Annotated in this window: 21 protein-coding genes; 9 read left to right on the top strand and 12 right to left on the bottom strand. The window is 60.2% G+C overall.

Going from position 1 to position 22,709, the window contains the following annotated elements; genetic code table 11:
- Positions 1–3 precede the first annotated feature (3 nt).
- The 3 genes from lepA to lptF all read right to left on the bottom strand — a co-directional run bounded on the left by lepA (position 4) and on the right by lptF (position 4,141).
- Positions 4–1,803: a translation elongation factor 4 gene (gene lepA / locus J3P82_RS05850; RefSeq protein WP_186640887.1), complete on the bottom strand. Its 1,800-nt coding sequence runs from the start codon at positions 1,801–1,803 to the stop codon at positions 4–6.
- A gap of 162 nt (positions 1,804–1,965) precedes the next feature.
- Positions 1,966–3,027, bottom strand: coding sequence for an LPS export ABC transporter permease LptG (gene lptG, locus J3P82_RS05845; RefSeq protein WP_434561435.1), 1,062 nt, complete (start codon positions 3,025–3,027; stop codon positions 1,966–1,968).
- Positions 3,020–4,141: an LPS export ABC transporter permease LptF gene (lptF, locus tag J3P82_RS05840; protein WP_434561433.1), complete on the bottom strand. Its 1,122-nt coding sequence runs from the start codon at positions 4,139–4,141 to the stop codon at positions 3,020–3,022. The genes lptG and lptF overlap by 8 nt, the downstream gene beginning before the upstream one ends.
- 412 nt (positions 4,142–4,553) lie before the next feature.
- Between lptF and J3P82_RS05835 the strand changes: the two genes are divergently transcribed.
- The 5 genes from J3P82_RS05835 (at position 4,554) to rlmF (ending at position 11,070) form a co-directional block, all read left to right on the top strand.
- A complete protein-coding gene (locus J3P82_RS05835) occupies positions 4,554–6,044 on the top strand; it encodes a leucyl aminopeptidase (protein ID WP_434561431.1) in 1,491 nt (496 codons plus the stop codon).
- A 60-nt stretch (positions 6,045–6,104) separates the two neighbouring features.
- On the top strand, positions 6,105–6,533 hold the full coding sequence (locus tag J3P82_RS05830) for a DNA polymerase III subunit chi (RefSeq protein ID WP_434561429.1): 429 nt from the start codon (positions 6,105–6,107) through the stop codon (positions 6,531–6,533).
- 7 nt (positions 6,534–6,540) lie between these two features.
- Positions 6,541–6,915, top strand: coding sequence for a DNA polymerase III subunit chi (locus J3P82_RS05825; RefSeq protein WP_434561427.1), 375 nt, complete (start codon positions 6,541–6,543; stop codon positions 6,913–6,915).
- A 126-nt stretch (positions 6,916–7,041) separates the two neighbouring features.
- Positions 7,042–9,888 carry a valine--tRNA ligase gene (locus J3P82_RS05820; RefSeq protein WP_434561425.1) on the top strand — a complete coding sequence of 949 codons (2,847 nt, stop codon included), beginning with the start codon at positions 7,042–7,044 and terminating at the stop codon, positions 9,886–9,888.
- Between the two features lie 162 nt (positions 9,889–10,050).
- The gene (rlmF, locus tag J3P82_RS05815; protein WP_434561423.1) at positions 10,051–11,070 is read left to right on the top strand and encodes a 23S rRNA (adenine(1618)-N(6))-methyltransferase RlmF; all 1,020 of its coding nucleotides are present in this window, start codon (positions 10,051–10,053) and stop codon (positions 11,068–11,070) included.
- 72 nt (positions 11,071–11,142) lie between these two features.
- On the opposite strand, the gene J3P82_RS05810 is transcribed toward rlmF, so the two are convergent.
- Positions 11,143–11,424: an HU family DNA-binding protein gene (locus J3P82_RS05810; RefSeq protein WP_186640872.1), complete on the bottom strand. Its 282-nt coding sequence runs from the start codon at positions 11,422–11,424 to the stop codon at positions 11,143–11,145.
- A 395-nt stretch (positions 11,425–11,819) separates the two neighbouring features.
- Between J3P82_RS05810 and yejK the strand changes: the two genes are divergently transcribed.
- Complete coding sequence (yejK, locus tag J3P82_RS05805; protein ID WP_434561421.1) at positions 11,820–12,824, top strand: nucleoid-associated protein YejK; 1,005 nt, start codon at positions 11,820–11,822, stop codon at positions 12,822–12,824.
- A 57-nt stretch (positions 12,825–12,881) separates the two neighbouring features.
- Here the strand turns inward: yejK and J3P82_RS05800 are convergent, their stop codons facing one another.
- The 4 genes from J3P82_RS05800 to J3P82_RS05785 all read right to left on the bottom strand — a co-directional run bounded on the left by J3P82_RS05800 (position 12,882) and on the right by J3P82_RS05785 (position 16,121).
- Positions 12,882–13,817, bottom strand: coding sequence for a glutathione S-transferase family protein (locus J3P82_RS05800; RefSeq protein WP_434561419.1), 936 nt, complete (start codon positions 13,815–13,817; stop codon positions 12,882–12,884).
- A gap of 79 nt (positions 13,818–13,896) precedes the next feature.
- Entirely contained in the window at positions 13,897–14,217 is a 321-nt protein-coding gene (locus J3P82_RS05795; protein ID WP_434561417.1) for a GIY-YIG nuclease family protein, read from the bottom strand.
- Between the two features lie 44 nt (positions 14,218–14,261).
- Positions 14,262–14,732: a nuclear transport factor 2 family protein gene (locus J3P82_RS05790; RefSeq protein WP_434561415.1), complete on the bottom strand. Its 471-nt coding sequence runs from the start codon at positions 14,730–14,732 to the stop codon at positions 14,262–14,264.
- 84 nt (positions 14,733–14,816) lie between these two features.
- Positions 14,817–16,121 (bottom strand): CynX/NimT family MFS transporter, encoded by a 1,305-nt coding sequence (locus J3P82_RS05785; protein WP_434561413.1) that lies wholly within the window; start codon positions 16,119–16,121, stop codon positions 14,817–14,819.
- Between the two features lie 348 nt (positions 16,122–16,469).
- On the opposite strand from J3P82_RS05785, the gene J3P82_RS05780 reads away from it, so the two are divergent.
- Positions 16,470–16,781, top strand: coding sequence for a type II toxin-antitoxin system MqsR family toxin (locus J3P82_RS05780; RefSeq protein ID WP_434561411.1), 312 nt, complete (start codon positions 16,470–16,472; stop codon positions 16,779–16,781).
- Positions 16,778–17,266 (top strand): type II toxin-antitoxin system MqsA family antitoxin, encoded by a 489-nt coding sequence (locus J3P82_RS05775; RefSeq protein WP_186643554.1) that lies wholly within the window; start codon positions 16,778–16,780, stop codon positions 17,264–17,266. Before J3P82_RS05780 ends, J3P82_RS05775 begins: the two co-directional genes overlap by 4 nt.
- 59 nt (positions 17,267–17,325) lie before the next feature.
- Here the strand turns inward: J3P82_RS05775 and J3P82_RS05770 are convergent, their stop codons facing one another.
- From J3P82_RS05770 to J3P82_RS05755, 4 genes are all read right to left on the bottom strand, one after another.
- Complete coding sequence (locus J3P82_RS05770) at positions 17,326–18,090, bottom strand: amino acid ABC transporter ATP-binding protein (RefSeq protein ID WP_003178331.1); 765 nt, start codon at positions 18,088–18,090, stop codon at positions 17,326–17,328.
- 11 nt (positions 18,091–18,101) lie between these two features.
- On the bottom strand, positions 18,102–19,199 hold the full coding sequence (locus J3P82_RS05765) for an amino acid ABC transporter permease (protein ID WP_186610952.1): 1,098 nt from the start codon (positions 19,197–19,199) through the stop codon (positions 18,102–18,104).
- 10 nt (positions 19,200–19,209) lie between these two features.
- Positions 19,210–20,391 (bottom strand): amino acid ABC transporter permease, encoded by a 1,182-nt coding sequence (locus J3P82_RS05760; protein WP_434561409.1) that lies wholly within the window; start codon positions 20,389–20,391, stop codon positions 19,210–19,212.
- 65 nt (positions 20,392–20,456) lie between these two features.
- Positions 20,457–21,488: an amino acid ABC transporter substrate-binding protein gene (locus J3P82_RS05755; protein WP_434561407.1), complete on the bottom strand. Its 1,032-nt coding sequence runs from the start codon at positions 21,486–21,488 to the stop codon at positions 20,457–20,459.
- Positions 21,489–21,959: 471 nt separating this feature from the next.
- On the opposite strand from J3P82_RS05755, the gene J3P82_RS05750 reads away from it, so the two are divergent.
- Complete coding sequence (locus J3P82_RS05750) at positions 21,960–22,616, top strand: alpha/beta hydrolase (RefSeq protein ID WP_434561405.1); 657 nt, start codon at positions 21,960–21,962, stop codon at positions 22,614–22,616.
- The last annotated feature ends 93 nt before the right edge of the window (positions 22,617–22,709 follow it).

The raw sequence follows: 22,709 nt of genomic DNA, 5'->3' as shown, positions 1-22,709 counted from the left end.
GACCTAACTATCCAACCTGAGCACCGCAAGGAAGGCTTCCTGTGGAATTTCCACGTTGCCGACCTGCTTCATGCGTTTTTTACCGGCCTTCTGCTTTTCCAACAGCTTGCGCTTACGGCTAACGTCACCGCCGTAGCATTTGGCCAATACGTTCTTTCTGAGCGCCTTGACGGTTGTGCGCGCCACAATCTGCCCGCCAATGGCGGCCTGGATTGCCACGTCGAACATCTGCCGCGGAATCAGTTCCTTCATCTTCTCGGTCAATGCGCGACCTTTGTAGTGCGCGTTGTCACGGTGCACGATCAATGCCAGGGCATCGACTTTCTCGCCGTTGATCAGCACATCCAGCTTCACCAGATTAGCCGATTGGTAGCGATCGAAATGATAGTCCAGCGAAGCATAGCCGCGGCTGGTGGATTTCAGGCGATCGAAGAAGTCCAGCACCACTTCGTTCATCGGAAGGTCGTAGGTCACCTGGACCTGCGTACCGAGGAACAGCATGTCGTGCTGCACGCCACGCTTTTCAATGCACAGGGTAATGACGTTGCCCAGATGCTCCTGAGGCACAAGGATGTTGGCGCGCACGATCGGCTCGCGCATATCCTCGATGGCCGACAGGTCCGGTAGCTTGGACGGGTTATCGACGTAGATCGTCTCGCCGCTCTTGAGCAGCAGCTCAAAGATCACCGTCGGCGCCGTAGTGATCAGGTCCAGGTCATACTCGCGCTCCAGGCGCTCCTGGATGATTTCCATGTGCAGCATGCCCAGGAACCCGCAACGGAAACCGAAGCCCAGGGCGTCGGAGCTTTCCGGGGTGTACTGCAGGGACGAGTCGTTCAAGGTCAGCTTTTGCAGGGCTTCGCGGAAATCCTCGAAGTCGTCGGAACTGACCGGAAACAGGCCGGCATAGACCTGCGGCTGGATGCGCTTGAAACCTGGCAGCACATCGACGTCGGGAGTGGAGCTCAAGGTCAGGGTGTCGCCGACCGGCGCCCCATGGATGTCCTTGATGCCGGCAATGATGAAGCCCACTTCACCGGCCTTCAGGTCGACGGTGGCGGAGTGTTTCGGGTTGAAGACACCGACGCTGTCCACCAGGTGGATCTTGCCAGTGGACTTGACCAGGATCTTGTCGCCCTTCTTCACGCGGCCATGGCGCACGCGAACCAGGGAAACCACGCCCAGGTAGTTGTCGAACCAGGAGTCGATGATCAACGCTTGCAGCGGATCTTCGATGTTGCCAGTCGGCGCGGGAATGGTGGCGACCAGGCGCTCGAGCACTTCATCCACGCCCAGGCCGGTCTTGGCGCTGCACGTGACCGCGTCGGTGGCATCGATGCCGATGATTTTTTCGATTTCTTCCTTTACCCGGTCCGGATCGGCCTGGGGCAGGTCGATTTTGTTAAGCACCGGCATGACCTCAAGACCCTGCTCGATGGCCGTGTAGCAGTTGGCAACCGATTGGGCCTCGACGCCCTGGCCGGCATCGACCACGAGCAATGCACCTTCACAGGCCGCCAGCGACCGGCTGACTTCATAGGTGAAGTCGACGTGGCCCGGGGTGTCGATGAAGTTGAGCTGGTAGGTGATGCCGTCTTTGGCCTTGTAATAGAGGGTAACGCTGTGGGCCTTGATGGTGATCCCGCGCTCACGCTCCAGGTCCATGGAATCCAGGACCTGGGCTTCCATTTCACGCTCGGCCAGGCCGCCGCACATCTGGATGAACCGATCAGCCAGCGTCGACTTGCCATGGTCAATGTGGGCGATGATGGAGAAATTGCGGATATGACTCAAATCACTCACGGATCAACACTCAAAAAGGCTGCAGGCATGGCCCGCGGAAAAATAGCCGGGAATTGTACCTGATCCATCGAGCAAGCGTCACGCTCGCCTGTCGATGAGCTCTTGTGGCGAGGGAGCAAGCTCCCCTGCCCACAGAAGCTCGCTTGCCTCATTGAATTCTGGTCAACCGGCCCGGCGCAGCAGCCAGAGGCCGGCCAGCGCGCAGACACCGGCCGGCACCAGCACCGCGAACAGCGGCGAGAAACCGAACACCAGGCTCGATGGCCCCAGCAAATCCTGGGCGATGCGGAAGGTGAAGCCCACCAGCACACCGGTGAATACCCGTTGGCCAAGGGTCACCGAACGCAGCGGACCGAAGATGAAGGAAATCGCCATCAGTACCAGGGCAGCGGTCACCAGCGGCTGCAACACCTTGACCCAAAAAGCCAGCCAGTAGCGACCATTGTTCAGGCCCTGGTCCGCCAGATAGTGGATATACCCCCACAGTCCGGTAATCGACAAGGAGTCCGGCGCCATCACCACGGTGCTGAGCAATTGCGGGCTCAGGGCCACGTCCCAACGCGCCTCAGGGGCAGTGACCACTTCGGTGCGCTTGTCATGGAACAGCGTGGTGGTGACCTCCGTCAGTTGCCAATGATCCTCGGTAAATTTGCCGCGTTTGGCGAAGCTCGACGACAGCATGTGACGCTCGTCATCGAAGCGATATCGCGTCACGCCATACAGCGTTCCGTTGGGCTGGACCGAGTTGATATGAATGAATTCGGCGCCCTGGCGGTGCCAGAGGCCATGCTTGGCGCTTTGCGCATCACCACCGCCCTGGGCCAGGGAGCGATTGGCCTGCGCAGTGTTTTCAGTCGCCGGGGCGACGTACTCACCGATCAGCACACCTACCAGCATCAGCACCAGCATCGGCTTCATTACCGCCCAGACGATCCGACCGATGGACACGCCAGCGGCGCGCATGATGGTCAGTTCGCTGTTGCTCGCCAAGCTGCCCAGGCCGATCAAGCAGCCGATCAACGCGGCCATCGGCAACATGTCGTAAAGCCGTCGCGGCGCCGTCAGCAGGACGTAGCTCGCCACGTCCAGCAGCGTATAGGTATCGCTGACGTCGCCCATTTCATCGATGAACGCGAACAAGGTCGCCAGGCCAAGAATGATCCCCAGGACAGCAAGGATCGCCATGAATACGCTGCTGCCGATGTAGCGGTCGAGTTTAACCACGGGCCACCTCCAGCGCGCTGCGACGACTGGCCAGTTTCAGGCGCAGTGGCTCCCAGTACAGCAACCCCAGGCCAATGACGAGGAAGATCGAATGCACCCACCACAGGCCCAGGGCCGGCGGGATCTTGCCTTTTTCCAGGGCGCTGCGGGCGGAAATCAGGATGGTCAGGTAAGCCATATACAAAAGAATCGCCGGCAACAGCTTGAGGAAACGGCCCTGGCGCGGATTGACCCGCGACAGCGGGACCGCCATGAGCGTCACGATGAACACCAACAATGGCAACGACAGGCGCCACTGCAGCTCGGTGCGGGCCCGAATGTCATCGTTGCCCAGCAGGCTGGCCGTAGGCATCGCATCGCGGTCGGTGACTTCGTCGCTGACCTCGGGCTTGGGCAGCAGCACCCCATAGGTGTCGTACTTGATAGCGCGGTAATCGGCCTGCCCCGGCTTGCCGTCATAGCGGTAGCCATTTTCGAGGATCAGGTAGCGGTTACCGTCTGGGTTGATTTCCTGGCGTCCCTTCTCTGCTACCAGCACGGAGATGCCGCGATCCTTCTTGGTATCCGATGACAGGTTCTTTTGCGTAATGAAGACCCCGCCCAGGTTGACCCGGTCGTCCGAGAGCTGTTCGGTATAGGTGACACGCGTCCCGTCGCGCAGGGCCTGGAAGCGCCCCGGCACCAGGGTGTCGAATTCCGTCATGGCGTCCTGCTGATTGATCAGCAACTGGAACTGATTGGCGCCCTGGGGCGACAGGCTCAGGCTCAACCAGGCCACCACCAGCGCCACCAGGGTTGCCGGGAACAGGGTGATGCGAAACAGACGCTGCTGGCTCATGCCGGTGGCTGACAGCACGGTCATTTCACTGTCCAGGTACAGGCGACCGTAAGCCAGCAGGATACCGAGGAACAACCCCAGCGGCAGGATCAATTGCAGAAAGCCCGGCAAGCGGAACCCCATGATCAGGAACAGCGAGCCTGGGTCCAGGGCGCCGGAGGCCGCCTGGGCAAGGTACTTGATGAAACGCCCGCTCATGATGATGACCAGCAGCACCGCGCTTACAGCGCTCAGGGTCAACAGGACTTCGCGGGATAAATAACGGAAGACGATCAAACCAGACACTCCAGGATTGTCAGGCTAAGGCGGCCAAACAAGACACGTATCGAGCCAGCCCATACGAGCGAGCCGCCGAAAAAAGAGCCGCATTATCCTGTGATTGGAGGCGCCTGTCACTGCGAACGCTTTAATGCAGACGCCTCAACGTCAAAAAGTTAACAACGCCGAGGGTTGTCAGGCTCGGGCGCCGGGGTTCAAACTGCGGCCTTCGTCGCCGGCATGCCCCGGCGCTTCTTTTATAAGGTCAGTTGCAAGCGGCAAGCTCCAAGCGGCAAGTTCAGAGCAGTACGCGTACTGCTTCAGCTTGCCGCTTGAAGCTTGCCGCTCGAAGCTGCCTCATAGGAAGACAGCTGTCCAGCGCGCCACTGCCCGGCGCCTGCCTCTTGACCATTCACTCAGGGATCCGGACATGGAATTGGTTGTAAAAAGCGTCAGCCCAGAAACGTTGAAGACTGCCACGCTGGTGGTTGCCGTTGGTGAAAACCGCAAGCTTGGCGTCGTCGCCACCCAGCTCGACGCCATGAGCGGCGGCGCCATCAGCGCCGTGCTCAAGCGCGGCGACCTGGCTGGCAAGGTCGGTCAGAGCCTGTTGATGCACAGCCTGCCCAACCTCAAGGCCGAGCGCGTGCTGCTGGTGGGCGTGGGCAAGGACGCCGAGCTGGGCGACCGTCCGTTCCGTAAAATCATCGCCGGCGTGCTCGGCACCCTCAAAAGCCTGGGCGGCGGCGATGCCGCACTGGCATTGGACGAATTGGTGGTCAAGGGCCGCGACAGCTATGGCAAGAACCGCCTGCTGGCTGAAACCCTGGTGGATGGCGAATACCAGTTCGATCAATTCAAAAGCCAGAAAGCCGAACCCCGCGCCCTGAAGAAAATCACCCTGCTGACCATCAAGGCCGCTCAGGCTGAAGTCCAGCGCGCCGTGACCCACGCCACCGCAATCGCCAATGGCATGGCCTTCACTCGCGACCTGGGCAACCTGCCGCCGAATATCTGCCATCCGACCTTCATGGGCGAACAGGCCAAGGCGCTGGGCAAGGAGTTCAAGGGACTCAAGGTCGAAGTCTTCGATGAGAAGAAGATCAAGGACCTGGGCATGGGCTCGTTCTACGCCGTCGGCCAAGGCAGCGCCCAGCCGCCGCGCCTGATCGTCATGCAATACAACGGCGGCAAGAAATCCGAGAAGCCGTACGCACTGGTCGGCAAGGGCATTACCTTCGACACCGGTGGCATCAGCCTCAAGCCCGGTGCCGGCATGGATGAAATGAAGTACGACATGGGCGGCGCCGCGAGCGTGTTCGGTACCCTGCGCGCGGTGCTCGAACTGCAATTGCCGATCAACCTGGTGTGCATCCTCGCCTGCGCCGAGAACATGCCCAGCGGCACCGCCTCGCGTCCGGGCGATATCGTCACCACCATGAGCGGCCAGACCGTGGAAATCCTCAACACTGACGCCGAAGGCCGCTTGGTGCTGTGTGACGCCCTCACCTACTCCGAGCGCTTCAAGCCGCAAGCGGTGATCGATATCGCGACCCTGACCGGCGCTTGCGTCGTCGCCCTGGGCGCCCATACGTCGGGCTTGCTGGGCAACAACGACGAGCTGATCGGCCAGCTGCTCAGCGCCGGCCAGCAAGCCGACGACCGTGCCTGGCAACTGCCGCTGTTCGATGAGTACCAGGAACAACTGGACAGCCCGTTCGCCGACATTGCCAACATCGGCGGCCCGAAAGCCGGGACCATCACGGCGGCGTGCTTCCTGTCGCGCTTCACCAAGAACCTGAACTGGGCGCACCTGGACATCGCCGGCACCGCCTGGACCAGCGGCGGCAAGGACAAGGGCGCCACCGGCCGTCCGGTGCCCCTGTTGACCCAGTACCTGCTGGACCGCGCCAAGGCCTGACACCGATGACCGTCGTTGGCGTCGCCCTCGGGTGGCGTCAGCGGCGGCTCAGGAACCGCAATGACCAAAGTCGATTTCTATATCCTGCCCAGCGCCGATCCGTCGGCGCGGCTGGATTTCGCCTGCAAGCTCACTGAAAAGGCCTGGCGCATGGGCCATCGCATCTACCTGCATTGCAGCGATGCCGCCCAGCGCGACGACCTCGATGCGCGCCTCTGGGCCTTCAAGGGTGAAAGCTTCGTGCCCCATGGCCCGGCGGAAAGCGAGCCCGAGGGCTTGATTGTATTGGGGCTTGGGGAAGACTGCGGTCAGCACCAGGACCTGCTGGTCAACCTCGACCTGAAAGTGCCGGCCTTCGCCCAGCGCTTCGCCCGCGTGGCGGAAGTGGTGGTGGAAGACCCGGCCATCCGACAAGCCGCGCGGGAGAGTTTCCGCTTCTACCGCGAACAGGGCTATCCTCTGCAAGACCACCGTTTACAGCGACTCTGAGCCTTCGATGGACACTTCAAAACCGCAAAAACCCGCACAACTACTGGATGACCTTGAGTCGATCCGCCAGCTGCTCGGAGACGACAACCTGCAACCACCGCTGCTGACCGATACGGTCGAGCATGAACCCGTGCACGACGAACAGATCCCCCTGCTGTTCGATCCGATCAATGGACAGCCCGAACCCAAGCCAGCCCCCCAGGCCGAGCCCAAAGGCCCGGATGCCCTGCTGCACCTGGACCGCGAATTGCGCGCGGCCGCGCAATTGATCCTGCAAGACGTGATCGACGATTTCGCCCCGCACATCGAGACCGAGATCAAGCGCCGGCTGGATGCGCGGATGGAGCGGCTAGTCGCCGCAGCTGCGAGCGACAAGCTTTAAGCTGCAAGTAAAATCAAAAGCAAAAGCCGGATCCCGCTTGCAGCTTGTGGCTTGTGGCTTGTAGCTGCCCCCCCCGCTATACTTCCCGGCTTTTCCTGAATGAATGCCAATAGGGTCCCGCCGCGCATGGATAAGACCTACCAGCCGCACGCCATTGAAACTTCCTGGTACAACACCTGGGAGTCCGAGAATTATTTCGCTCCGCAAGGCGCGGGCGATTCCTACACCATCATGATCCCGCCGCCGAACGTCACCGGCAGCCTGCACATGGGCCACGGTTTCAACAACGCGATCATGGACGCCCTGATCCGTTTCCGTCGCATGCAAGGGCGCAACACCTTGTGGCAACCGGGCACCGACCACGCCGGTATCGCCACGCAAATGCTGGTGGAACGCCGTCTCGAAGCCCAGGGCCAGAGCCGTCATGACCTGGGTCGCGAAAAATTCCTCGAGAAAGTCTGGGAGTGGAAAGACGAGTCCGGCGGCAACATCAGCCGCCAGATCCGTCGCCTCGGCTCGTCCGTGGACTGGAGCCGCGAGCGCTTCACCATGGATGACGGCCTTTCGGAAGCGGTCAAGGAAGCCTTCGTGCGCCTGCATGAAGACGGGCTGATCTATCGTGGCAAGCGCCTGGTCAACTGGGACACCAAGTTGCACACGGCCATTTCCGACCTCGAAGTGGAGAACCACGACGAGAAAGGTTTCCTGTGGAACCTGAAGTACCCATTGGCCGACGGCGCCAAGACCGCCGAAGGCAAGGACTACCTGATCGTTGCCACCACGCGCCCGGAAACCATGCTGGGCGACTCCGCCGTGGCGGTGAACCCGAACGATGAGCGCTACCAGGCGCTGATCGGCAAGTTTGTCGAATTGCCCCTTGTTGGCCGTCGCATCCCGATCATCGGCGACGATTACTGCGACCCTGAATTCGGCACCGGCTGCGTGAAAATCACCCCGGCCCACGATTTCAACGATTACGAAGTTGGCAAGCGCCACAACCTGCCGCTGCTGAACATCTTCGACAAGAACGCCAACGTCTTGCCAGCAGCCCAGGTCTTCAACCTCGACGGCACACTGAACGAAAGCATCGATGGCCAGATCCCGGCCGAATACGCCGGTCTGGACCGCTTTGAAGCGCGCAAGCAGATCGTTGCCGCATTCGATGCCGTCGGCCTGCTGGTCAGCGTCGACGATCACGCCCTGAAAGTGCCGAAAGGTGACCGTTCCGGCACCATCATCGAACCGTGGTTGACCGACCAATGGTACGTGTCCACCAAACCGCTGGCCGAGCCGGCGATTGCCGCCGTGGAAGACGGCCGCATCCAGTTCGTGCCCAAGCAATACGAAAACATGTACTTCTCGTGGATGCGCGACATCCAGGACTGGTGCATCAGCCGTCAGCTGTGGTGGGGCCATCGCATCCCGGCCTGGTACGACGAGTCGGGCAAGGTCTATGTCGGCCGCGATGAAGCCGAAGTCCGCGCCAAGCACAACCTCGGTCCGGACGTTGCGCTGCAACAGGACAACGATGTTCTCGATACCTGGTTCAGCTCCGGCTTGTGGACGTTCTCGACCTTGGGCTGGCCACAGCAGACCGAATTCCTGAAGAAATTCCATTCCACCGATGTGCTGGTCACCGGCTTCGATATCATTTTCTTCTGGGTCGCCCGGATGATCATGCTGACCATGCACTTGGTCAAAAATGAAGACGGCACGCCGCAGGTACCGTTCAAGACCGTGTACGTGCATGGCTTGGTGCGCGATGGCCAGGGCCAGAAGATGTCCAAGTCCAAGGGCAACGTCCTGGATCCGCTGGACATCATTGACGGCATCGACCTGGAAACCCTGGTGCAAAAACGCACTTCAGGCCTGATGCAGCCGAAACTGGCGAAGAAGATCGAGAAAGCCACCCGCGAAGAATTCGCCGAGGGCATCGCCAGCTACGGCACCGATGCGCTGCGCTTCACCTTCTGCTCGCTGGCGTCCACCGGTCGCGACATCAAGTTCGACATGGGCCGCGTCGAAGGCTATCGCAACTTCTGCAACAAGATCTGGAACGCTGCACGTTACGTGCTGGACAAGGGCGAAGACTGTGGCCAGAACGGCGAAGCCGTTGAACTGACCTTGGCCGATCGCTGGATCATTTCCCAGCTGCAACGCACCGAAGCCGAAGTGACCCGCCAGCTCGACCAGTTCCGTTTCGACCTGGCCGCGCAAGCCTTGTACGAGTTCATCTGGAACCAGTATTGCGACTGGTACCTGGAACTGTCCAAGCCGGTGCTGTGGGACGAGAACGCACCGGTCGAACGTCAGCGCGGCACTCGTCGCACCCTGGTTCGGGTACTGGAAGTGGCCCTGCGCCTGGCGCATCCATTCATGCCGTTCATCACCGAGGAAATCTGGCAGCGCGTCGCACCGCTGGCCGGCGCCCAAGGCAAGACGATCATGCTGCAACCTTGGCCGGTGGCCAACGAAAGCCGCATCGATCCGGCGGCCGAAGACGACATCGAGTGGCTCAAGACCTTCATGCTCGGCCTGCGCAACATTCGCGCCGAAATGAACATCGGCCCGGGCAAGCCGCTGACCTTGTTCCTGAAGAACGCCAACGCCGAAGACCTGCGCCGCCTCAACGAAAACGAGGCGCTGCTCAAGAAACTGGCAAAGCTCGAATCGGTGACCGTGCTGGCGGCTGGCGAGGAAGCGCCGCTGTCCGCCACCGCCCTGGTCGGCGAGATGGAAGTGCTGGTGCCGATGGCCGGCTTGATCGACAAGGCCGCCGAACTGGCGCGGCTGGACAAGGAAATCCTGCGCCTCAAAGGCGAAGTCCAGCGGGTCGGCGGCAAGCTGTCCAACGCCGGCTTCGTTGACAAGGCGCCGGCCGAGGTCATCGAGAAGGAACGAGCCAAGCTGGCCGAGGCTGAGCAGGCCTTGGGCAAATTGGCCGAGCAGCACGCGCGGATTGCCAGTTTGTAACGGCGGTTCGCAACAGAAGAAGGAGGCCCTGGTGGCCTCCTTTTTTCTGCCCGTCACTTCCCTGCCGTACCACTCGCACATTTAATCGAGCAGTCATCACGACCAGGTTGGATGTGGGACAATGCCCGCCACTTTTTGAGCCAGCCCCGAATCGACCCGCCCATGACTGCCCCTCGCCCCCCCAAACCTGCCCGCCAGAAGCCCAAGCCCACCACTGAGGCCAAAGCGCCTCGAGAGAAGGCCAGCCTGCATCCGCGAAACCGCCACCAGGGCCGCTATGACTTCCCGGCGTTGATCAAGAGCACCCCGGAACTGGCGAAGTTCGTGATCATCAATCCTTACGGCAAGGAAAGCATCGACTTCGCCAGCCCCGACGCCGTGCGAGTGTTCAACCGGGCGCTGCTCAAATCTTTCTATGGCATCGCCCATTGGGACATTCCGGCAGACTACCTGTGCCCGCCGGTGCCCGGCCGTGCGGACTATGTGCACTTTCTCGCCGATCTGCTCGCCAGCCATAACGGCGGCGAGATCCCTCGTGGGGCGACGGTCAAGGTGCTGGACGTCGGCACCGGCGCCAACTGTGTTTATCCGCTGATCGGCCACAGCGATTACCGCTGGCACTTCCTCGGTTCTGAGATCGACCCGACGGCGATCGCTTCGGCCAAGGCCATCGTTCAATCCAATGGCTTGAACAAGGCCATCCAGCTGCGCCAACAAACCAACCGCAAGCAGATCCTGCTGGGCCTTTTGGAAGACGCCGAGCGGTTTGACCTGACAATGTGCAATCCACCGTTCCACGCCTCCCTGGAGGAAGCCACCAAAGGCAGCCAGCGCAAATGGCGTGCGCTGGGCAAGGCGGACCCGAAACGCAAGTTGCCGGTGTTGAATTTCGGCGGCCAGGCGGCGGAGTTGTGGTGCGAAGGTGGGGAAGTGCGCTTCGTGACCCAACTGATCAGCGAGAGCGTACAAGTGGCCGGGCAAGTGCTGTGGTTCAGCACCCTGGTGTCGAAAGCCTCGAACCTGCCGGCAATTCATGCCGCCCTGAAAAAAGCCGGAGCACTGCACAGCGAGGTGGTGGAAATGTCCCAGGGCCAGAAGCAGAGTCGTTTCGTGGCTTGGACCTTCCAGACCGAGGCACAGCAGCAGGCGTGGCGCCAGTCGCGCTGGGTTCGCAAGGACTAAGCAGCACTTTTCCCAAGGCAACAAAAAACCGTGCCCGGATCACTCCGCGGCACGGTTTTTTATAAAACGGTCTTACTTGTTGACCGCGTCGGTCAGGCCTTTAGCCACAACCAGCTTGATCACTTTCTTGGCCGGGATTTCGATGGCTGCGCCAGTCGAAGGGTTGCGACCGGTACGGGCAGGACGCTCGGTGACTTTCAGCTTGCCAACACCTGGCAGGGTGATTTCGCCGCCGTTTTCCAGCTGATCAGCAACGACTTGGCCCAGTTGGTCCAGCAGAGCACGCACGGTAGCTTTTGGTGCGTCTACAGATTCAGCCAAATCAGCGATCAGTTGGTCTTTAGTAAGAGCCATGTAGTGTTCCTTCCCTATCAAATTCATATGGATTGCAGAGTGCAGTGTCAGCCATCGAGCCCGATCTATCTGATCAGCCGCCCTCGGTCATCACCACGACGGATCGGGGTAATAGATGCCGAAATCCGGGTTTGGTTCGACCTGACAAATGCTGAATGCACGCTTAACGCAGAGACTTCGCGTAAGACCGGGCAAAACTAGCACAACGCCTGTGAAATATCCGCCTCTACCTACCCATTTGGTCAGCTTTATTGCGCTAAACCGGTAAAAAAATGCTCCGTGAGTGTCGGACGGGTCTGAAAGAACCTTTGGCGCCTCCCAAAACCAGTGTTTGCGGTACACTGGGCCCTTTTTCGGGGAGCGCGCCCTCCTCCCTTTTGCCAGCCGAGAAAACCATGCCGATCCGTCATTGCATCGTCCACCTGATCGACAAAAAACCCGACGGCAGCCCTGCCGTGCTCCATGCTCGCGACTCCGAACTGGCGGAGTCCACGGCCATCGAGCACATGCTCGCCGACCTCAATGAAAGCTATAACGCCAAGCAAGGCAAGGCCTGGGGCTTTTTCCACGCCGAGTCCGGGGCGCATCCGTTCAGCGGCTGGTTGAAGGAGTACCTGGACGGCGGCAAGGATTTCACCGCGTTCAGTCGCGTGGCGGTGGAACACCTGCAAAACCTGATGGAAGAGTCCAACCTATCGGTAGGTGGCCACGTGTTGTTCGCCCATTACCAACAGGGCATGACGGATTACCTGGCCATCGCCCTGCTGCACCACAGCGAAGGCGTGGCGGTGACCGACGCACTGGATGTCACGCCGTCCCGTCACCTGGACCTGGGCCAATTGCACCTGGCGGCGCGCATCAACGTGTCGGAGTGGCAGAACAACAAGCAGTCCAAACAATACATTTCGTTTATCAAGGGCAAGAACGGCAAGAAAGTCTCGGAGTATTTCCGTGACTTCATCGGCTGCCAGGAAGGCGTCGACGGCCCTGGCGAGACTCGCACCCTGCTCAAGGCATTCAGTGATTTCGTCGAAAGCGAAGACCTGCCCGAAGACGACGCCCGGGAAAAAACCAAGACCTTGGTGGATTACGCCAGCAGCCAGGCCAAGCTCGGCGAGCCGATGGGGCTGGCACAACTGTCCGAGCTGATCGACGAAGATCGCCCGAAAGCCTTCTACGACCACATCCGCAACAAGGACTACGGGTTGTCGCCGGAAATCCCCGCGGATAAGCGCACCCTCAACCAGTTCCGCCGCTTCACCGGCCGCGCCGAAGGCTTGTCCATCAGCTTCGAAGCGCACTTGCTGGGCTCCAAGATCGAGTATGACGAGGAGGCCGGCACCTTGATCATCAAGGGCTTGCCGACGTCGCTGACCGATCAGCTCAAGCGACGCAACTGACGGTCTTATCGCGAGCAGCCAGCTCGCGATAAACCCCCGTCACCGTCCTGGTGAGGATCAGGTGGCCTCGATACGAAACCCAAACCGCGGAAAGTGCACATGCACCACCCCGCCACGCGCGTCCTCTCGGCGCAGGATCAGCTCCTCGCTACCGGCAAACACCAACTCTCCAGCCACCGGGTCGACGCCATAGTCAGTCGCCGCGATGGTTACCTGTTGCCCCGCCACGAAGCCATTTGGGTCATTGAACGGTTCATCCGGCAACGCTGCCGGTGTGGCGTTCCGAGCCACGTCCAACGCCTCTTCGGAACTCATTTCCTTCGGCGCGCCATGGCCAAAACCCAATACCCGCGCGAGCCACGACGATACTGCTGGGTATTCGTCCACCAACGGCGAAGTGACGGGCGTGCCCTTGAGGAACCACAGCGGATGGGCCATGGCGAAGTCGGCAATCGACGGATCGCCCAGCAGGAAATCACCCTCTTCGCGCTGCAATTGTTGCTCCAGCCGCGCCATGATCGTCGGCCACTGGTGCTTGGCCTGCTCGGCAGACAAGCGCGTGGTCGTGCCGCCGCTGAACAATCCGGCACGATCGCTGACGAACGCCTTGATCGCTTCGGGCGATAGCTTGGCGAAACGCACCGCCACCGATTCAGGCTGGAACACCAAGCTCACCGCGTGCTGGAACACCACCGAATCGGCCCAGGCGGCAAAGGACGCGGCGATCATTTCCCGGCCTTCGGGGAACAGTGCCGGCGAGGCTTTTTCCTGCTCCAGCCGGCGGGCCATCAGCGACGTATCGCAATAGATGTTCGCGCCAATCTGCAATACCGGGGTCTTGCGGTAACCGCCCGTCAGTGCCGTCAGGTCAGGCTTGGGCATCATTGGCGGGATGTTCACCGAACGCCAGGACAAGCCCTTGAAGCCCAAGAGCAAACGGGCCTTTTCGGCAAACGGAGACGTCGGGTAATGATGAAGAATCAGCTCTGACATGAGATTCGCCACTGCAGGAATGAAGTCTTGCAGCTTAGCGCGCCTGACCGGACCAGCCTACCGGCCTGATAAAGGCCTATCAGCCAGGCTGATGAAGCGCCAGCGCACTGGCCACCAGGCATTCCTTGGCGCTTTTCCTGAGCTTTTTGATCAGCCGCTCCTGGCGCAGGGCCTCGCCCTTGTCGCGACAGGCTTCGGTGTACACGAGGGAAACTGCGGGGCTGGAGAGGAAGAAACGGGCGCCTTTGCCGCTTTGATGCTTGGCAAAGCGCCGGACCGGATCATCGCTGATGCCGCAGTACAGCGAGCCGTTGGCGGCCCGCACCAGATAGACGAACCAAGGTTTGCCGGGATCGGCTGCCGTTGGCATAGACAGGTCGGAAGATTCGTTGGCGCTCATCACGAAACGTTCAGCAGGTACGTAGGAAACAAGCTGCGATCTTATCAGCGACTCGCCTGGAATGCCCGCAGCCCCTTGAGCGCCTGGGCTCTGACTGCGTTGCGCACCAGCGGCGTCCAGCCTAGCAGCAGGCCCTTGGTACCCAATGCCTGGCGGGACCAGCGCCACAAATCGAAACTGTCGTGATGCTCGCAAATCTTGCCGTCGCGAAACACGAAGCGCGCCTGGATATCGTTGACGACGGTATTGCCGGTCTGGCTGAACAGGTACGTCGCTACCCAGTGAGCGCCGCCGGCGTGCTCATCACTGCGCACGCTGTCGAAGGCCAGGGAGAAATCCTTGGCCCGTGTCGTCAGCATGCGCCACATGTCACCTGCATCACGGCCCCGCAGCTCACCAAAGGCCGGATCGCTGAACACCACGTCGTTGGTGTAGCAGGCGCTCATGGCTTCAGCATCCAGGCGCTGGAACGCCTCATAGAAGCGGGTCACCAGGGCGTTGTGGGTGTCACTCATGGAAGGCTCCGAAAAGATTTCAGTAGCTGGCACGATAATCTGCCTGCGCGAGGAAGACTATCGTCATTCGCCATGGAAATGACATCAGTGAAGATCGTCAACCCTTTCGCTGACGACGCCTACGTACAATGCCCGTCCGGCACCGACGCCGGCAATGATCGCCCCCAGGCCAATCAGGCCGAAGATCCAGCCCAACGCGCTCCAACCGCCGGTCCAGTCGTGGACCACGCCCACCGCAAATGGCCCCAATGACGCCAACGTGTAGCCAAAGCCCTGGGCCATGCTGGAAAGGTTCGCCGCCACATGGGCATCGCGTGATCGCAATACGATCAGGGTCAGCGCCAGGCTGAACGTCGCGCCCTGCCCCAACCCCAACAGGATTGCCCAGCCCCACAGACCGTCGAGAGGGGCGTACAGGCAACCGAACAGGCCGCCCAGAGCCATGACCATGACGATGACAATGGCCAGCCGTTGATCCTTGCCACGCGTGGCCAACCAAGGCGCCGCCAGGGAGCTGATCAACTGCACGAGCACCGAACCGGACAGCACCAGCCCGGCCTGGGTCGGCGTCAGTCCACGGCCGATGAGAATCGAGGGCAACCAGCCAAATACGATGTAGGCCAGGGACGATTGCAGCCCCATATACAGCGTTACCTGCCAGGCCAGTGGATCACGCAGCAAACCGCGAACCCGATAAGCCGCCTGGTGCGCGCCGTGCTGCTGGCCCACTTGTGGCAGCCAGAACACCGCCGCCACCAGCGCCGGAATCATCCAGAAACCCAGGCCCAGCGACCAGCTGTCGCCCAAGCGCTCGCTCAAAGGCACCGTCGAACCGGCCGCCATCGCGGCGCCCAGGCACAGTGCCATGGTGTAGACACCGGTCATGGCGCCGGCCTGCTTGGCGAAGTCGCGCTTGACGATGCCCGGCAACAGCACGCCGATCACGCCGATGCTCGCTCCGGCCAGGACGCTGCCGGCGAACAGCCCGAACTGGCCGAATGAGCTACGCAGCACGATCCCCCCAGCCAACGTCAGCAAGATCCCCAGTACCACGCGCTCGGCACCGAAGCGCCGAGCCAGCACCGGCGCCAACGGCGCGAACAACCCCAGGCAAAGCACAGGCAGCGTCGTCAGCAGACCGGCCTGGGCCGCCGACAGACCGAGGCTTTTTGAAACCTCGCTGAGCAACGGCGCCATGCTCGACAGCGCCGGACGCAGGTTCAGTGCCACCAGGATCAACCCAAGCAACAGCAGCCAGGGGCGGCGCACCAACGGATGGCGTTGCTGGGTTTGCTCATCGTCGGCTTCGGCGTCAATCAACAATTCTTCGAGTTCGGCGGCGCGCTTGTTCGGCGTCGCAGGGGTGAGGTCAAGCGGATCGCGGGACATGGAAAGCTCTGGGTTCAAGGTTCATTGATCAACGGTCGACAGAGGGCCTTGGCTCATTGCCGAACCTGTCGTTCCACAGCGTCGAGGATTCGAAGCGCGGATCGAATACAGGGTGATGGCGAGGACAAGTTTGAGGCTCTGGCGCAACTGCGCCGATGACGCAGGAGAAGCAGCGTTAACGTTCGCTGAGCGCAGGGGCTGGCAGCATGGGTCGAATTTTCTGACAGATTAGTCAGCTTCTTGTAGGACGGCAACCACCTAAGGTCAATGGGAGGGAAAAGGGGTGAAATTTTCGATTGGTAAAAATTACCCTATAAGGGTAATTTCAAGGACAGGGCAAACAGTTCTATGGAAAAGAGCACACCCCACTACGACCTGGCAGTGGTCAAGGCAGAAGTACTCAGGCTGGGGAGCAAGGCATTCACACTGAGCGCTCAGGAAGGCGGTCGAAGAATGTCGTTAAGCACTGCGAGGATGCTGCGAATCATTGCCTCGCTGGAGTACAGGATGTTGCACAAGTCGATGACGACCTATGCCGATCATCGAGTCTGGCAGGACGTTTATCACACGGCATTTCAGGATCGGGAGATTTACATCAAGGTGACCTACCGCCCTGGCGGTGGCCATCCGGTAATCTCCTTCAAGGAGAAAGACCAATGAAAACGCAGCAATGTGTCAACTGCGGTACCCAAGACGCAATGCAACACTTTGAGGGCCGCAGCTTTACCATCGACTACAAACAGGTAGCACGGCAGGTGCACGACATCGCTGGATGGGAGTGCAGGAGCTGTGGTGAGATCGAATTTGATCACGACACCGACAGCGCGGAACGTTATTCCCGCGTGAGCGATCAGTTGCTCGAAGATTACGCCCAGGCGATAGGGACAGAGATGAAACGCATCCGCCGCAAACTGCAGCTCACGCAGAAAGACGCGGTGAAGCTGCTGTCTGGCGGCGGACACAACGCCTTTTCCCGTTACGAGCGGGGCGAAATAGCCCCACCGCAACCACTGTTCATGCTGATGCGTCTGCTTGATCGTCATCCACATCTGATGGCTGAGGTACGCGCACTGAGCGAGGGCACCGATTTGAAGCAGTTGTTAGCTATCTGCCATCCGGAGCAGGAAATCGTCCTGACACCCTGACTCCCAGAAAAAAACAAACCCGGACAAGTCCGGGTCTATTTTCACTGCCTAAGACTGGATCAATGCAAGATCTGGCTCAGGAACAACTTGGTGCGGTCGTTCTGCGGATTGTCGAAGAAGTCGTTTGGCGCGGCCTGTTCGACGATTTCACCCTTGTCCATGAAGATCACGCGGTTGGCCACGGTGCGGGCGAAGCCCATCTCGTGAGTCACGCAGAGCATGGTCATGCCGTCTTCGGCCAGGCCGATCATGGTATCCAGAACCTCTTTCACCATCTCTGGGTCGAGGGCCGAGGTCGGTTCGTCGAACAGCATGATTTTCGGCTTCATGCACAAGGCACGGGCAATCGCCACACGCTGCTGCTGGCCGCCGGAGAGCTGGCCCGGGTATTTATGCGCCTGCTCTGGAATGCGCACGCGCTCCAGATAATGCATGGCGATTTCCTCGGCCTTGCGCTTGGGCATCTTGCGCACCCACATCGGCGCCAGGGTGCAGTTCTGCAGGATGGTCAGGTGCGGGAACAGGTTGAAGTGCTGGAACACCATGCCGACTTCGCGGCGGATCGCTTCGATCTGCTTGAGGTCGTTGGTCAGTTCCACGCCGTCGACCACGATGCGGCCCTGCTGGTGCTCTTCCAGACGGTTGAGGCAACGGATGGTCGTCGACTTGCCGGAACCCGAAGGGCCACACAGGACGATACGCTCGCCCTGCTTGACGTTCAGGTTGATGTCTTTCAACACGTGGAACTGGCCGTACCACTTGTTCACGCCCTGCATCTGAATAATGCCTTCAGGGCTCACAGGCTGTTTGATCGCTTCACTCATAAACTACGCTCCTAACGCTTGTGGCCAGTGTCCAGCTTGCGTTCCAAATGCATGGAATAGCGGGACATACCAAAACAGAAAATCCAGAACACCAGGGCGGCAAACACATAGCCTTCGGTGGCCATGCCCAGCCATTTCGGGTCGGCGGCAGCTTGTTTCACGCTGTTGAGCAGGTCGAACAGGCCGATGATGATCACCAGGCTCGTGTCCTTGAACAGCGCAATGAAGGTGTTGACGATCCCCGGGATCACCATCTTCAGGGCCTGTGGAAGGATTACCAGGCCCATGCTGCGCCAGTAGCCCAGCCCCATCGCCGCAGCCGCTTCGTACTGACCCTTGGGAATGGCTTGCAGACCCCCGCGCACCACTTCGGCCACGTAGGCCGACTGGAACAGGATCACGCCGATCAGTGCCCGCAGCAGCTTGTCGAAGTTCATGCCCTCAGGCAGGAACAACGGCAGCATCACCGACGACATGAACAGCACCGTGATCAACGGCACGCCGCGCCAGAACTCGATGAAGGTCACGCAGACCACGCGAATCGCCGGCATGTTCGAACGACGCCCCAGCGCCAGGACAATACCCAGCGGCAAGGCGCCGGCGATACCGACGGTGGCGATCACCAGGGTCAGCATCAGGCCGCCCCATTGGCTGGTCGCCACGGTGGCCAGGCCGAACACGCCGCCGTGCAGCAGGCACCAGGCGATGATCGGATACAGCACCAGGAAGCTCAGGCCATAGATCGCCTTGCGCGGGAAGCGCGAGATGAACAGCGGTGCCACGCCGATCACCGCCAGCCATACGGTCAGGTCCACGCGCCAGCGCAGGTCCGCTGGGTAATAGCCGTACATGAACTGGCCAAAACGCTGCTGGATGAACACCCAGCAGGCGCCCTCCTTGGTGCAGTCGGCTTGAGTGGTGCCGACCCAGTTGGCATCGAGAATCGCCCAGCTGAGAATCGGTGGAACCACCAGGTAGATCAGGTAGAACGCAAACAGGGTCAGCAGCGTATTGAGCCAGCTGGAGAACATGTTCGCGCGCATCCAGGCCATCGGCCCGAACACTTTGCTCGGTGGCGGCATATCAGGTTTGAAAGTATGGGATGTCATGCGCGTTTCCTCACCGCTCGATCAGCGCAATGCGCTTGTTGTACCAGTTCATCAGCAGGGAAATGCTGATACTGATCGCCAGGTACACGCTCATGGTGATCGCAATCACCTCGATGGCCTGGCCGGTCTGGTTCAACACCGTGCCGGCAAACAACGAAACCATTTCCGGGTAACCGATACCGGCCGCCAGCGAAGAGTTCTTCGCCAGGTTCAGGTACTGGCTGGTCAACGGCGGAATGATCACGCGCAAGGCTTGCGGGATGATCACCTTGCGCAAGGTCGGACCGTTGCGCAGGCCCAGCGAGTGAGCCGCCTCGGTCTGGCCATGGCTGACCGACTTGATGCCCGAACGCACGATTTCGGCGATGAACGCCGCGGTGTATACGGTCAAGGCGAGGGTCAAAGCCAGCAGCTCAGGAATCAGTACCCAGCCACCCACGAAGTTGAAGCCCTTGAGTTCCGGCATTTCCCAATGCACCGGAGCACCGAAGATCGCGGCGCACAACGCCGGGATCACCAGGAACAGTGCCAGGCCCACCCAGAATTTATGGAACGGCACGCCGGTCGCTTCGAAACGCTTGTTGGCCCAGCGGGTCATCAGCACGATGGCGACGATCGCCAGCACCACGCTGACCGCGAACGGCCAGAACCCTTCGGCCATCAACGCCGCCGGCATGTTCAGGCCCCGGCTGCTGACAAAGAAGGTGTCGCCGAAGTTATGGCTGTTGCGCGGCCCTGGCATGGTCAGGAATACCGCGAAGTACCAGAACAGGATCTGCAGCAGTGGTGGGATGTTGCGGAAGACTTCCACGTACACCGTCGCCACTTTGGCGATGATCCAGTTTTTCGAGAGCCGGGCCACGCCGACAATGAAACCGAGGATCGTCGCCAGGATCACACCGATGAAGGTCACCAGCAGCGTGTTGAGCAACCCGATGACGAAGACCCGGGCATAACTGTCCGCCTCGGTGTAGTCGATCAGGGTTTGAGCGATGCCGAAACCGGCACTGCGCTCCAAAAAGCTGAAACCGGAGGTGATGCCCCGGTGCTCAAGGTTGGTCTGAGTGTTGTCGAACAGAAACCAGCCCAGAGAAATGACCGCCACGATGGTGACGATCTGAAATACCCACGCACGCACTCGTGGATCGCTGAGGCTGAGCCTCTGCTTAGGTGCGCCGATTGAATTTTGCATGAAGTGCCCCGCAAAGAATGGAACAGAACATCACCCGGTGGTTGGCCCACCGGGTGATAGAACCATCAGCGCACTGGTGGTGCGTATTGAATGCCGCCTGCGTTCCACAGAGCGTTCAGGCCACGATCGATTTCCAGCGGGGTGCCCTTGCCGAGGTTGCGCTCGAAGATTTCGCCGTAGTTGCCGACTTGCTTGACGATCTGCACAACCCAATCTTTCGGCAGTTTCAGGTCTTTGCCGTATTCGCCATCAGCGCCGAGCATACGGGCGACGTCCGGGTTCTTGGTGGCTTTGGCTTCAGCTTCGACGTTCTTCGAAGTGATGCCGGCTTCCTCAGAGTTGAGCAAGGCGTAGCCAGTCCAGCGGATGATTTTCGACCACTCTTCATCGCCATTACGCACGACTGGGCCCAGTGGCTCCTTGGAAATGGTTTCCGGCAGAACTACGTAGTCCTTCGGCGAAGCCAGCTTGCTGCGCTGGGCGAACAGCTGGGACTTGTCGGAGGTCAGCACATCGCAGCGACCGGATTCCAGCGACTTGGCGCTTTCATCGGAGGTGTCGAAAGTGATGGGGGTGTACTTCAGGCCATTACCGCGGAAGTAGTCGGAAACGTTCAGCTCAGTGGTGGTACCGGCCTGGATGCAGATAGTCGCGCCGTCCAGTTCCTTGGCGCTCTTGACGCCCAGCTTGTTGTTTACCAGGAAGCCGATGCCGTCGTAGTAGGTAATGAAGCCAGGGAACACCAAGCCCATGCCGGCATCGCGGGAACTGGTCATGGTGGTGTTGCGCGACAGGATGTCGATCTCGCCGGACTGCAGCGCGGTGAAACGCTCCTTGGCGTTCAACTGGCTGAATTTCACCTTGTTGGCGTCGCCAAACACGGCGGCGGCCACGGCGCGGCAGAAGTCAGCGTCGATGCCGAGGATCTTGCCGGAGGCATCAGGTACCGAGAAACCCGGCAAACCATCGCTCACACCGCACTGTACAAAGCCTTTCTTCTGTACGGCATCCAGGGTTGCACCCGCCTGAGCGAACCCGCTGACGCCGAGAACTGCTGCTGCAGTCACGACTGCCAGGGTGGATTTCAGTAACTTCATTCAAACCTCCAGTTTTGCTCTTGTTGTGTCGGAGCTTGAGCCCTGTCGCACCCTTTTGAGGCATTGCCGACCCTTGTTGGCTTTTTTTAGGGTCAACCGACGTCTGGGCCTTCGCTATGAGTCTAATCATGAGAGTGCCTATAAACAGCGGCCTTACTCACTTCTCACCAATCGGCCGAACGGGCTGTAGCCCTTCACGTTCGCGAAGCCCGTAGCGGCTATTGGCGAACATCCATCACCGGATTCTGATATCCCATGCGGCGCGTCGAGCTGATAGTGTTACCGCGCAGCGTAAGAATCATCACTCAGGCTTCCCCATAGCAAAGCCCGTACCACACCGCTGCGCTTGCCCCTTACTAAACACGTCAAGACAAAAAGTTGTAGCATTGCGACATCTAATTAACTGAGGCACCAGGCCCGCACCGTAATCACGCACTGATTGAGCGCGCCCGCACATTTTTGGAGCACACCATGACCGACCCCTTGATTCTCGAGCCTTCCAGCACCGTCGACGCGTGCGTTATCTGGCTCCACGGCCTGGGCGCCGATCGTTTTGATTTCCTGCCGGTCGCCGAAGTGTTGCAGGAAAAACTGCTCACCACGCGGTTCGTCCTGCCCCAGGCACCGACGCAGGCGGTCACGATCAACGGTGGCTACGCCATGCCCAGTTGGTACGACATCCGTGCCTTGAGCCCGGCCCGGGCCATCGACGAGCAGCAACTGGAAGCGTCCTCGCAACGGGTCATCGACCTGATGGAAACCCAGCGAGCCAGCGGAATAGACGCCTCGCGGATCTTCCTGGCGGGTTTCTCCCAAGGCGGCGCGGTGGTTTATCACACGGCATTCGTCAAATGGCAGGGGCCTCTGGGCGGCGTGATCGCATTGTCCACGTATGCGCCAACGTTCAGCGAAGAACTGCGGTTATCTGCCAGCCAGCAACGCGTTCCGGTCCTGGCGCTGCACGGTCAATACGATGAAGTGGTGCTCAACCCCATGGGGCGGACCGCTAAAGAGTATTTAAAGCAGCATGGTGTCACCGTGACATGGCAGGAATACCCAATGGGCCACGAAGTGTTACCCGAGGAGATTCGCGACATCGGCACCTGGCTGGCCGAGCGTTTGCGCTAAGCGGCCAATCGCCACGCCGACGCTTTGATGATCACACTACGCCGCGCCCGTTTCTTGCATTACACTGGCCGGCGTACATTCCTTAACCAATCG

Origin of the sequence: Pseudomonas sp. Z4-20 (assembly GCF_051131955.1) — a bacterium.
GTDB lineage: Bacteria > Pseudomonadota > Gammaproteobacteria > Pseudomonadales > Pseudomonadaceae > Aquipseudomonas > Aquipseudomonas marvdashtae.
Note: the sequence above shows the minus strand (reverse complement) of the source record. Positions and strands in the feature narration are given on the sequence as shown.